We start from the raw sequence: 12,317 nt of genomic DNA, 5'->3' as shown, positions 1-12,317 counted from the left end.
CCATCCATATAGATGGTATTGTAATATACATTTCATAATATTACCAGTTATTTTTAATCGAAAATAAAATAAGGATACTGCCCTCTTTTAAAAAGGACACTATCCTTACCACTGTTACGTTATAACCACTCACTGTAATTCATTACTCGCCTAACCACACATTTCGCACAAATGTACCTTTTGAGACTGTGCATTGATCTATCACACGGAATCCAGCTTGTTCAACGAGATGTTGCACAGGAAGTGTAGATACGATGATAGCCCGTTTACTGAGTCTACGCAGACTCCTCAGCATACGAAGTTGATCTTCTTCCGATATCACTGAACATAGATTATAGGGCATATCTAATATGGCTGCGTCATATTCTTCCACTAGATTATTCATATCTCCCAATTTAACAACGTCTGGATATCCGAAGTGAGCAAGATTAACTCTCGCTCCTTTTACAGCTAGCGGATTAATATCACAACCCACCATATCGATCCCCATAGATAAAGCTTCAATCAACACATTTCCCATACCACAACAAGGATCAATGGCTCTCACCTCTGTCGGATTCGGAATAACGATGTTCACTAATGCTCTCGCCACATGTACAGGAAGACCCGTAGAATAATTCTGAGGTTTGTCCTTATGCTTAAGACGAATAGACTCCGAAGGGGACTGACACTCCCCCCATACCCATATACCCTGGATCGCCATCAGTCCAAATAGTACATCTGGTGATCGCATATTAGCTGTACCTTTAATACGAGCACCCGTCTTTCTCTCTAAAGAACGCTGTTCATCATAAGTAAAGGGATCCCCAGCCTTCATATACACCACTTTAAAAGAAGCATCGCCGATCTCAACTTTCCCTAACTTATCGCATAACTGATCCAATGAACTTAGTGCATGCGACACATTTAACCGCATCGATATAAATGCGCTTCTGCTAGGATTAATCTCCTTAGAACTCAAGATATACGTAGAAGTGTCCGCATCCTTGCCAAACAGAGAGCGGATCTCCATCTGACATAAATCAAGCTCTGTTTCGTGACAAGCGTAAGTATAAATATATTTATTTGTAAAATCGGTTATGCCATTCATACTATCCAATTCCAACTAGCCTCTCTTCTCCTACTACGTATGCGATGGCCTATTTTGCTGTATTAATCTAAGTCGTAGATTGATCCAACTTTTAGCCCATACAGTTCATTATATATTTTCTCAGCAAAGGCATCCGTCATCCCTGCAATGTAATCAATGACCATGTGCTCCCATGTCCATATCGGTTTATCCTTCAATTGATCTTTCTCATAACGTTGCAACCAGTCCGACGGTATGATCGATTTCGACACTTCTGGATCTAAGAATGCGTCCCATAGACGCTTGATAATCCATTCGCTTCTTTTTTGCAGACGTTGTACACGTAGATCTTTAATCATCGTGACCCATGCAAAACTCTTCAATACACATACGGTTCGTAACATATCCTCATTCTCGGCGTCGTCTTTCACAAACGTGACTTTCTTCCAATTCCCATCCGCTATAACGCCCAGATTACTCACGAAAAGGCTCACCCAATAGGCTTTCACTTCACGTCTTGTTCGTGAATAGTCATTCTCACACAACGGCATCTTCTCTTTCCATACTTGCAAAAAGGAGGTCAACACTTCTTCCACCTTAGGCTGTATTTGTTCTTTCGTCCATCCGTCCCAGAAGAAATCTTCAAGCGTCGTTATCTTCTCAACGATTAGTCGAATAATAGAGGGGTCAAATAAGAAATGCTCGTGTACCTCGATTTTTCCAGCTTTAATCCCATCCTCCAGGTCATGCGCTGAATAAGCAATATCATCACATAAATCCATCAGTTGAGCTTCCAACGTCTTCTTCCCGTCAGGAATGTCCCAACTTTTCCGAATCTGTGAGATATACTCCCACTCATGTTGATACATCCCCTTTTTAAGGACAGTACCTGGATATGGGTATTTGTTAATGCCTAGTAATACAGCATCCGATAAATTCAAGCCATCAACATTCTCTCTTTTCTCCAAGAACATAATCAGACGGAAGTTGTGTGCATTCCCTTCGAAATGTTCATATTGTTTCCTTAACCCGCTACGTACTTTCATGAGATGTTCTGGCGAGGAATGTTTCCCTTTCGTTGCTGCCTTTACTTTCTCATCGATAAATCTCTCGAGGATCCCATCCAGTACCTCTTCGCCCTTATGTCCAAATGGAGGGTGTCCAAAGTCATGGGCAATAGATGCGCATTCAACGACTTCTGGGTCGATCACCAGTCCAGGGTTATCTGCCATTTCAAGAGTGACTTCTGGATAGGAACGTAACAGACTCCTGGAGGCTTCACGGGCAATTTGAGCTACTTCAAGTGAATGAGTCAATCTCGTCCGATAATAATCACCTGTTCCCGCACCAAATACTTGTGATTTCCCTTGAAGTCTCCGAAATGTCGGAGAGTGTATGAGTCTTGAATAATCTCGTTCATAGGTGGCACGTGAAGCATCTAGCTTCGTCTGTTCGGGATATTGCCGATGTTCTCTTTTCTCTTTCAGTGTCATAGGTAGTCTCTCCTTACTCCATCATCCATGTAAGTATATATCTCATTATTATGCTCCATTATAAGCTATTTCTTGCATCGTGTATAAGAATATACCCATATTTGGGCTAAAAAAATCTTTTTTCCTTATAAAAAAAGACGCCTAATCGCGCCTCCATTGAAAAACACTATTATAATGTCAGATTGACTGCCATTCTTCTCGCAATAGACCCATTCTTATAGAATCATAATATTCTCCATTATAATACCGACACTTTCTAAGCCTTGCTTCCATCGTCATACCTAGTTTTTCACCGACCTTGATCATCCTATGATTACCTGACCAAGTCGTATAACCTACTCGTACCAAGGGTAATGTATTAAACAAATGATTAATCCACATTTTAAGTGCTCTTGTCCCATAACCTCCACTCCAATACTGAGGACGGTATATTCCAATCCCCATTTCAAGCCAATGAGAAGGTTCATGTTCCCAATAGTAACTAACTATGCCTATAACTTGACCTTCCATTTCTATGACCCAATAATCATCTTGATCTATTACTTTCGGTTTCTTCTTTAGATATTCTTCATATGAGATGGCTTTGTGTTCATAATAGGGCGCATCCCACTTCTTCCATTCGGGTGCTTTCTCTTTGTATATTAACTCCCAAAGCGTATGTAAGTCTTCCTCCTTAACGGGTCTTATACATAATTCATTATCTTTAAGCATCTTTAAAGTCCCTCTTTCCCTTATTCTTTGTTCCAATCCCAAAGTGTAACTTTACCTATACGGATATTGGATACATGTGGATCATCTTTCAATTTCAATAATTCCTTTGTAGGACCAGTCACTACAGCACCGTATAATCTCACGCCATGCTCCTCAATATATGATATACCAACATCGATATCATAAAAAGGTGCCAACTGCCTCGTAATGGATGGATATTGTTGAATTAACTTCAATGTTTTCATAAAATTAGCGTTACGAAGGTCACCGTTCCCGTAAACGTCGACAGATGGGAAGGTCGATGACTGCATCGTTACCTTCATTCCCCATTGTTTCTTGCTTTCCGTACTGCTCGTAACCATCATATCATCCGAATGCCACATAGGACTGCTAGGAAACCCAATCGGCTCAGTAATGATTCCGTTGTTATTTCCTGATTTATTATTTGGTCCAGTATCTACAGCGAACCATACAACTTCTAAATTCTTGTCCTTGAACTGTGACAATAACTCATCTGTGGTGAAGTATTTACGATAGGACACATAGGCTTCAGCTACTGTTCCCTCAGGTAACATGTTCAGACGCTTCCAGTCAGCATCACTATTGAATCCTTCAGATTCAGGTAACTGAAATATCGCGTTACTATATTGTCCCTGCTCATTCCATGCAAAATCATATGTGCGTAAAGAATTGAAAAAGAATGAACCTGAGAACTCCCCCACACTAAGTCGAGCAGCGCCCACCCGCTTCCGAATCTCTCCCGTAAGTTTCATCCCCTCATAAGGTCCAACACTACTGCTTAAATTCACTTCAATATTAGGTTGGGTAATCTTAATTACAGAGCTAACGATATCTCTATATTGTTCCCCACGATCAGGCTCACCCCATTGATAAAACACCATTGTAATGATCGATGTAATCACCGTAAAGATCAAGAACATACTGATCACAGTGAAAGCAGTGCTCCATCTTGCTTTCCATTTGCCTTTTCGTAGAATCCTCGCTTCATTCAAACGAGGTGAATCTGAATTCCATGATGGATGTTTAATTTCAGTCTTTTCCCCGTCACTCATCATTTCTTCCATATAAGAATGATAAAGCTCCATCTTTTCTAATTCCTGCTCCACAGTGCTGCGTTCCTCTTCTGACAGAGTACCCTCCATATAACTTTTCATCTTTCTCTTGAATTCCTCACTCATGTTGGTCGCCCCTTTCACGGTTTCGCCTCAATTTTTCTCTAGCCCGAAACAGCAATATTTTAAAGTGCGATAAAAGGTTTCTTGCACCAAGTCCTCTGTAGTAGCCTCATCCCGGCATAGTAATCGCAAATAACGATAAACATCCATCATATATTTTCTATATACTTCATCTAATGTGTTGGGCTTCATATTCACTCCTCTCACCCTATGAACGTATGACATTCAAAAAAGTTACAACTTCAATAATGCTTACACCCTAAAGATTTCTCAATAAAAAAAGGAACCTCTCCATTTATAGATGGAAAGATTCCCCTTTAACTATCCCTTATTAATTCTTCATCTTCGGATCCATCGCATCTCTTAACCCGTCACCCATCAGATTAAAGCCAAGTACTGTCAACATAATAGAGATCCCAGGAAAAATAACGGTCCACGGTGCTTTTTGAATAAATTGGCGTGAATCTGATAATATCTTGCCCCATTCCGGATCAGGGGGTTGTGCTCCTAAGCCTAAGAACCCCAATGCTGCCGCTTCTATAATCGCCATACCAATTCCTAATGTTCCTTGTACGATGATTGGCGTCATACTGTTCGGAAGAATATGACTAATTAGAATACGTCCATTCTTCATCCCGATAGCCTTCGCTGCTGTAATATATTCTTCCGATTTCAGACTAAGCACTTTGGAGCGAACCAGTCGTCCATACGTAGGAATATTAACAATAGCAATCGCGAGCAATGCATTCTGCAAGGATGGTCCTAAGATCGCAACGATGGCTATGGCTAGCAAGATACTTGGAAAGGCAAGCATAATATCAAACATCCGGGAGATGATCATATCCATCCATTTCCCATAGTAACCTGCCAATATCCCAAGCGCTGTTCCTACAATAACTGAACCAATGACCGAGAAGAAGCCAACCCATAGTGAAATACGAGCTCCATACAATACACGTGTAAATAAGTCGCGTCCCAAATCATCGGTTCCGAACCAATGAGTTAACGATGGAGATTGCAGTCGTTCCATCAATTGTTGCTCTTTATAGTCATAGGGTGCAATCCATGGTGCTAGCAATGCTATTAGAATGAAGAACACGATTAGGCCTAACCCTATCATTGCTGTTTTATTCTTTCGAAAAGTCTTCCACGCATCTCTCCAGGGTCCTGATACCTCTTCTTGTGTCGGAATGTTACTACTGGTTTGGGTGCTAACCGTTGCCTGTGTCATGGTACCCCCTTATTTATACTGGATGCGTGGATCAATGACAGAATAAAGAAGATCCACAATCAAGTTAATGATAACAAAGATAAAAGCGATGATCAGAATACCCGATTGAATGACCGGATAATCACGCGAGCTGATAGCCTCAAATACATATCGTCCCACTCCTGGCCATGCAAAGATGGTCTCTGTTAGTACAGCTCCACCTAGCAATGCCCCAGTCTGTAGACCAATCACTGTCAATAAGGGGATTGCTGCATTCTTCAGCGCATGCTTATACACGACAAGGAATTGAGATAACCCTTTGGATCTAGCTGTACGTATGAAGTCTGAACTCATCACTTCTAACATACTAGAACGCGTCATACGTGCAATAACCGCCATTGGAATGGTACCCAACGCAATACTTGGAAGAATTAAATGTTTCATAACGGTCCACACTTGATTCCAATGCCCAGACAATATGGCATCAATCATGTAAAGATTACTCACCGATTCTATGGGGTTACGTTGATCCATCCGCCCGCCTGTAGGGAGCCAATGCAACTTAATTGAGAACACCCATTGTTCCATGAGTCCTAACCAGAAGATCGGCATAGATACACCTACTAAGGCTATGACCATGCTCATGTAATCGAACCAGGAATTTTGTCGCCACGCACTAAGAATGCCAGCATTCACACCTATGATAATAGCAAACAACATACTAGCAAATGTTAACTCGAGCGTTGCCGCCAGATAAGGCAGGATTTCTTTGACAATCGGCTGTTTGGTACGGATAGAACTTCCCAAGTCACCCTTAACTAGATCCCCAAGATAGTTAAAATACTGCTGGAACCAAGGTTTGTTTAGTCCTAGTTGCTCTCTCAATACTTCTTTAGATTGTTCCGTTGCCTTATCCCCTAATATGGTATCCGCGGGGTCACCAGGTATAGCATGAATAATGGAGAATACGATGATGGTCATCCCCAGCAGTACAGGAATAAGGACCATCAATCGCTTTATCATATAAGAGTTCAAAATTGATCACCCACTCAGGTGTATTGTGTATTATTCAAAATAAATGTTACTGTAGGCTTCAGAACCTGTCGGAGAAGGAACATATCCCTTCAAATTCGCCTTTCCTGCAAGGATTGGTGTAGTATGCACCAACGGAATCCAAGGAGCGTCCTCTTTAATAATCACTTGTGCTTCCATATACATTTCAGAACGTTTACCTTGATCTACTTCTTTCTGAGCATTAACTAAGATCTTGTGAAGGTCTTCATTTACATAAAAACTACGGTTGTTACCGGGAATTGTATCTTTGTCCAACAACGTGTAAATAAAGTTATCCGGATCCCCGTTGTCTCCTGTCCAACCTAGCATATAGATATCATCCTTTTCTCCAGCCTTCAAATCATCTAGGTAGGTTGCCCATTCAGGTGATTCAATTTTGACTTTGACACCAATCTTGTCAAAATCAGCTTGGATCGCTTCAGCAACTTTCTTCCCATCTGGCATATAGGGACGAGATACAGGCATCGCATAAATAGTTACTTCCTCAGGCAGTCCATCCGGGTAACCAGCCTCCGCTAGCAATTGCTTAGCTTTCTCTAGATCATACGGATAATCTTGAATGCTGTCATTGTGTCCCCATAGCGTTGGAGGCATAGGGTTAACCGCTGGTTTCGCTTGACCCGCAAAGAAAGCTTCAATAATTCCTTGTTTGTTAACGGCATGGTTCAACGCCTGTCTTACTTTGACATCGTCAAAAGGTTTTTGTTTCAGATTGAACCCAAGATAAGCCACGTTAAATGACGGTCTTTCAATCTTTTGAAGCGCTGAGTTACTTTCCAATACTGATATATCATCCGGATTCAAATCTTCCATAAGATCGATCTCACCATTCTGTAATGCATTGAAACGTGCCGAATTATCCGGAATCGAGCGGACAACGACTTTACTTAATTTAGGTAGCCCTTCTTTCCAGTAGGTCGGATTCTTCTCAAGTGTAATGGAGTCATTTCGTTTCCATTCTTTAAATACAAAAGGTCCTGTTCCTACAGGGTCACTCTTGAAATTTTCTTTTTTCTCCTGGATCGCCTTCGGACTAGCAATACCGAAGCAAGTCATCGCGATATCTTGGAGAAATGGAGCTTGTGGCTGGTTCAAAATAAATTGAATCGTATACGGATCGATCACCTTTATTTCTTTAATGACACGACTGCCTTCAGTACCAAACATGGAATCATAGTAGTCAAATGAGTCACCTTCGAATTTATATTCACTCTTCGGGTCGTCCCAACGTTTAAAGTTAAAGGCAACAGCATCCGCATTAAATTCGGTGCCATCATGGAATGTTACTCCTTGACGTAGTTTAAATGTATAATTCAATCCATCGGGTGTTACTTCCCACGATTCAGCCAAGGCTCCTTGTACTTCTGTCACGCCTTCCTTGTATTCGAGTAGAGAATCGAATACTTGATGTCCAATCTTCAAAGATTCTCCATCGGTTACAATAGCGGGATCTAGTGCTACAGAATCGCCACCTCGTCCAAAAATCATTGTGTCTTGTCCCTTAGAAGCTGTCGGTTCCGTTGGGGCTGGTTCAGGCGTCGTCTGAGAATTACTTGGTGTCGGTGTGCTACTTTTATTACTGCTACTACAACCAGATAATGCAACCACAGTACTGAATGATAATACCAGTGCAAGTGTCATCCATCTCTTCATCTCTATAACGCCCTTTCTGTAGAACACATAGTATGAATCCTATATTCAGCTGAACATGATGCTCAGCATTGAATAACGCTTGAACTAGATCGTATACAAATGACAAGCTGTACGATGGTCACCTTCCACGTTGTTCCTAGTCACCAGATCTGGGCGATGCGTGGTGCACACATCCATCACTTTCGGACAACGTGTGTGAAATGCACACCCGATGGGTGCATTAGCTGGACTCGGCACCTCACCTTGTAAGATGACTCTCTCTTTCTTTATATCAGGATTCGGCTCAGGAACAGCCGATAATAATGCCTGAGTGTATGGATGCTGCGGATTAGAATACAACGACTCCTTGTCTGCCATTTCCACAATTCTACCTAAATACATCACGGCCACACGGTCACAAATATGCCTGACCACACTAAGATCGTGTGCAATAAATATATAGGTTAATCCGAATTCATCCTGTAGATCCTGCATCAGATTGATTACTTGAGATTGGATCGAAACATCTAGTGCAGAGACGGGCTCATCCGCCACAATCAATTTCGGCTGAAGCGAAAGAGCACGAGCGATTCCTATACGTTGCCGTTGACCACCCGAGAATTGATGAGGGTAACGTTGTAAATGGGATGAGGTCAGTCCAACAACATCAATAAGCCTTTGTATAATGGATTGCCTCTCTATTCGGTTGCCTACCCCATGAACAATGAGAGGTTCCTCAAGGATCCGTTGCACGGAATGGCGTGGATCTAATGAGGAGAATGGATCTTGAAATACGATTTGCATATCCCTTCGCTTCCTTCGTAATTCTTCTGAGGAAAGCTGTGAAATATTCTGACCCTCGAACCATATCTGTCCTTCTGTTGGTTCAATTAATCGCAATAACGAGCGTCCCGTAGTTGATTTGCCACAACCACTTTCCCCGACCAACCCAAAGGTCTCTCCCTTTTTTACGTTAAAAGAAATATCATCTACAGCTTTGACATACGCTTGTGTTCTACTAAATAATCGCTTTGGTAATGGATAGTATTTCTTGAGATTATGTACTTCCAATAAGTTCTCACTCATACAGCATCCTCCTGCGGCTCATCATGAAGCCAACACCTACAACGATGTTGAGTTTCTCGTTCTACTAACTCTGGAAGAGATTCGTGGCATTTCTCCATCACATAAGGACAACGTGCAGTAAATCGGCATCCTGTCATATGACTGCTAAGAATGGGTACATTTCCTGGAATGGAGTATAGTCTTTTTCTAGTCTCGTTCATACGTGGAACAGATTGAATTAATCCCTGTGTATATGGGTGAAGTGGATGATTAAATATATCATGCACACTTCCCTCTTCCACGACCTTACCCGCATACATAACCGCAACACGGTGACACATCTCAGCTACCACACCTAGATCATGTGTAATTAACATAACTGCTGTTCCTAACTCCTCATTTAGACCTCGAATTAGATTTAATATTTGCGCTTGTATGGTTACATCTAGTGCTGTTGTTGGTTCATCAGCGATTAGAACCTCAGGCTGACATGCTATCGCCATCGCGATCATAACACGTTGTCTCATTCCACCTGATAGCTGATGTGGATATTCATCAATGACCGCTTCGGGCCTTGATATTCCTACCTTTTGAAGCATCTGAATTGCATGAAGCCTAGCCTCTTTACGGTTGCTATCCCGATGTAGACGTATCGTTTCCGTAATCTGCTGGCCTATCGTGAACAACGGGTTGAGCGATGTCATGGGTTCTTGAAAAATCATAGAAATAGCATCTCCACGAATTTTTCGCATGTCTCGTTCTTTCATTTGGACAATATCTTTCCCTTTAAACAAAATCGATCCGTCAACGATTCTACCAGGTGGCTCAGGAACTAGCTTCAATATAGAAAGAGAAGTCACGCTCTTACCGCAGCCCGATTCACCCACAATACCTAGAACTTCTCCTTTGTTCACGTGAAGATCTATCCCGTCAACAGCCGGAACCTCTCCGCGCTCCATAAAAAAGTGTGTACGTAAATTTTTAATTTGTAGAATAGGTATATTCATAGGCTAGACCCCTTTTCCGATCTAAATGGATACTTCCTATGTCAAATCTAAGATGATATGCAAATGGGTAAATGTTGTGTGTAGTGTGTGTGGTAGAAGTATGTGTGATTAAATATTTGGTGGGAATGCAGATATATATACCTTTGATGTTATATGCATGTTATTTAAAATATCATTAATAGATTAAAATATATTTATTTTTCCTTATTTAAACAATAACATAGCATTATAATATGAATATACACAAGATTTTTTTAATTATAATTGAAAACTCAGCAAAATTTGTCTATCTATGTTATTTTAATTGACATATTAGTACAAAGTTTTACTTCCTCGACAAAATTCTCTTCTTACCCTAACCTATCATAATTTTCTCTTCTTACAGAAAGAGCATAGCTTAGGTAGCTACACTCTTTCTAATCCTCTTAAGATGAATTTCAATCATTGGTTCATAACTGTACACTTAATGACGATCATTTTTACCTTTGCGCCGAGATAATGAAACTCCACCAAATCCACTAATGATAGCAATGTAAAAACCAAGATCGTACCACCAGCCAATATTAGCTATTTCGTAGATACGAATATCACTTTTGAATAATCCGATGATTAATGAGATCGGTGCAATCCACCCATGCCATATTCCCCAAAAAAATCCTGCTGGATGATCAACGGTGTTCTCTCCATCTCCAGGAACACAGCCAGTTAAGGGTAATATAAGAAGTAAAGTTAACATTATGAGAATCCAGACTTTCCTACTCTTCATCATAAGGTACCTCCAAATTTCTTTGAATGATCATTCATATATGGTTCTAGGTGGACTCCCCATTATCCTTTCATCCCACCCTGCAGTCCGAACCCTTTGGACATATACTGCTGTGAGAGGATATACAAGACTACTGAAGGAACCGCGTATATCACAGAAAATGCCGCTAACTTACCGTAGTCTGCCATACCATATTGTCCAAAGAATTGGTACAATTTCAAAGAAGCTGGGAAATTCTCAGGTGTCTGCAATAGGATATACGGGACAAAAAAGTTTCCCCAACTTCCGGAGAATGTAAAGATGGCTACCGTGCAAATTCCCGGAACCATTAAAGGTGCGATCACCGTTCGAATGCCCACTAAGACAGAGGCACCATCGATCCAAGCCGCTTCTTCCAAGTCACTTGGTACTGCATCCATAAAGTTTTTTAGCATCCAAATACCATAGGGCATAGATGATGCTACAAAGAATAAAATGACGCCAAAAATGTTATCGTATAATTTTATACTTAAGAACAATTGATAGACAGGAACCATAACAGCTGTAATCGGTAAGGATGTCATAAATAATATCGTTAGCATGAATGACTTTTTATATTTCAATTGATATCGGGACAAAGGATACGCCGCCAGTAATGCTAATATAACCACGATGACAGCTTGGCCAACTGACATAATAAGACCAATAATGAATGCACGTTGATTCACACCATTCGTGATCACATCAATATAGTTGGCTCCAGTAATACGATCGGGTACTTTAAGAGTTTGCATCGCATTGGGGTCGATGGATGCGACAAGGACCCATAGTAGAGGTAATAAGAAACAGATCCCAATCAAGGCTAGAATCATATACGGCATGAGTCGATAAATGATTAAACGTTGTTTCGTATTCATATGAATTCTCCTCAAAGTTTTGTGAGCGTTACTTCTACGATTATTCTTCGAACAAAACTCACTTCGGAAGCATTATCTTTAGTTTTGTGAGCATTACTTCTACGATTATTCTTCGAACAAAACTCACTTCGGAAGCATTATCTTTAGTTTTGTGAGCGTTACTTCTGCGATTATTCTTCAAACAAAACTCCCTTCGGA

The 12,317-nt window shown here is 41.0% G+C and carries 12 protein-coding genes; all 12 read right to left on the bottom strand.

All coding sequences use genetic code 11. The features are described from left to right. Positions 1 to 142: 142 nt before the first annotated feature. A complete protein-coding gene (locus AC1D7X_RS14140) occupies positions 143 to 1,105 on the bottom strand; it encodes a TRM11 family SAM-dependent methyltransferase (RefSeq protein ID WP_495475473.1) in 963 nt (320 codons plus the stop codon). A 47-nt stretch (positions 1,106 to 1,152) separates the two neighbouring features. Next, positions 1,153 to 2,562 (bottom strand): deoxyguanosinetriphosphate triphosphohydrolase family protein, encoded by a 1,410-nt coding sequence (locus tag AC1D7X_RS14135; RefSeq protein WP_495475472.1) that lies wholly within the window; start codon positions 2,560 to 2,562, stop codon positions 1,153 to 1,155. A gap of 177 nt (positions 2,563 to 2,739) precedes the next feature. Then, positions 2,740 to 3,273, bottom strand: coding sequence for a GNAT family N-acetyltransferase (locus tag AC1D7X_RS14130; protein ID WP_495454812.1), 534 nt, complete (start codon positions 3,271 to 3,273; stop codon positions 2,740 to 2,742). Positions 3,274 to 3,293: 20 nt separating this feature from the next. After that, positions 3,294 to 4,472 (bottom strand): anti-sigma factor, encoded by a 1,179-nt coding sequence (locus AC1D7X_RS14125; RefSeq protein ID WP_495454811.1) that lies wholly within the window; start codon positions 4,470 to 4,472, stop codon positions 3,294 to 3,296. A 27-nt stretch (positions 4,473 to 4,499) separates the two neighbouring features. After that, complete coding sequence (locus AC1D7X_RS14120) at positions 4,500 to 4,661, bottom strand: sigma factor (RefSeq protein ID WP_495454810.1); 162 nt, start codon at positions 4,659 to 4,661, stop codon at positions 4,500 to 4,502. Positions 4,662 to 4,800: 139 nt separating this feature from the next. Beyond that, on the bottom strand, positions 4,801 to 5,700 hold the full coding sequence (nikC, locus tag AC1D7X_RS14115) for a nickel transporter permease (RefSeq protein WP_495454809.1): 900 nt from the start codon (positions 5,698 to 5,700) through the stop codon (positions 4,801 to 4,803). A gap of 9 nt (positions 5,701 to 5,709) precedes the next feature. Further along, a complete protein-coding gene (locus AC1D7X_RS14110; protein ID WP_495454808.1) occupies positions 5,710 to 6,714 on the bottom strand; it encodes an ABC transporter permease in 1,005 nt (334 codons plus the stop codon). A 30-nt stretch (positions 6,715 to 6,744) separates the two neighbouring features. Next, complete coding sequence (locus tag AC1D7X_RS14105; protein ID WP_495475471.1) at positions 6,745 to 8,406, bottom strand: ABC transporter substrate-binding protein; 1,662 nt, start codon at positions 8,404 to 8,406, stop codon at positions 6,745 to 6,747. Between the two features lie 84 nt (positions 8,407 to 8,490). Then, positions 8,491 to 9,471 carry an ABC transporter ATP-binding protein gene (locus tag AC1D7X_RS14100; RefSeq protein ID WP_495454806.1) on the bottom strand — a complete coding sequence of 327 codons (981 nt, stop codon included), beginning with the start codon at positions 9,469 to 9,471 and terminating at the stop codon, positions 8,491 to 8,493. Next, positions 9,468 to 10,457, bottom strand: a complete 990-nt coding sequence (locus tag AC1D7X_RS14095) for an ABC transporter ATP-binding protein (RefSeq protein ID WP_495454805.1) — start codon at positions 10,455 to 10,457, stop codon at positions 9,468 to 9,470. Before AC1D7X_RS14095 ends, AC1D7X_RS14100 begins: the two co-directional genes overlap by 4 nt. 463 nt (positions 10,458 to 10,920) lie before the next feature. Beyond that, positions 10,921 to 11,226, bottom strand: a complete 306-nt coding sequence (locus AC1D7X_RS14090; RefSeq protein WP_495454804.1) for a hypothetical protein — start codon at positions 11,224 to 11,226, stop codon at positions 10,921 to 10,923. Between the two features lie 59 nt (positions 11,227 to 11,285). Continuing rightward, entirely contained in the window at positions 11,286 to 12,119 is an 834-nt protein-coding gene (locus AC1D7X_RS14085; protein ID WP_495454803.1) for a carbohydrate ABC transporter permease, read from the bottom strand. Between the last annotated feature and the right edge of the window lie 198 nt (positions 12,120 to 12,317).

It is taken from the genome of Paenibacillus sp. Y568 (genome assembly GCF_059445545.1).
The sequence above is the reverse complement of the archived record's forward strand: the minus strand, read 5'-3'. Positions and strand labels throughout refer to the sequence as shown.

What these genes read in the sequence shown, in the direction of transcription:
- AC1D7X_RS14135 (WP_495475472.1), bottom strand. Translation starts at nt 2,562, where the DNA reads ATGACACTGAAAGAGAAAAGAGAACATCGGCAATATCCCGAACAGACG.
- AC1D7X_RS14130 (WP_495454812.1), bottom strand. Translation starts at nt 3,273, where the DNA reads ATGCTTAAAGATAATGAATTATGTATAAGACCCGTTAAGGAGGAAGAC.
- AC1D7X_RS14125 (WP_495454811.1), bottom strand. Translation starts at nt 4,472, where the DNA reads ATGAGTGAGGAATTCAAGAGAAAGATGAAAAGTTATATGGAGGGTACT.
- AC1D7X_RS14120 (WP_495454810.1), bottom strand. Translation starts at nt 4,661, where the DNA reads ATGAAGCCCAACACATTAGATGAAGTATATAGAAAATATATGATGGAT.
- nikC (WP_495454809.1), bottom strand. Translation starts at nt 5,700, where the DNA reads ATGACACAGGCAACGGTTAGCACCCAAACCAGTAGTAACATTCCGACA.
- AC1D7X_RS14105 (WP_495475471.1), bottom strand. Translation starts at nt 8,406, where the DNA reads ATGAAGAGATGGATGACACTTGCACTGGTATTATCATTCAGTACTGTG.
- AC1D7X_RS14100 (WP_495454806.1), bottom strand. Translation starts at nt 9,471, where the DNA reads ATGAGTGAGAACTTATTGGAAGTACATAATCTCAAGAAATACTATCCA.
- AC1D7X_RS14095 (WP_495454805.1), bottom strand. Translation starts at nt 10,457, where the DNA reads ATGAATATACCTATTCTACAAATTAAAAATTTACGTACACACTTTTTT.
- AC1D7X_RS14090 (WP_495454804.1), bottom strand. Translation starts at nt 11,226, where the DNA reads ATGATGAAGAGTAGGAAAGTCTGGATTCTCATAATGTTAACTTTACTT.
- AC1D7X_RS14085 (WP_495454803.1), bottom strand. Translation starts at nt 12,119, where the DNA reads ATGAATACGAAACAACGTTTAATCATTTATCGACTCATGCCGTATATG.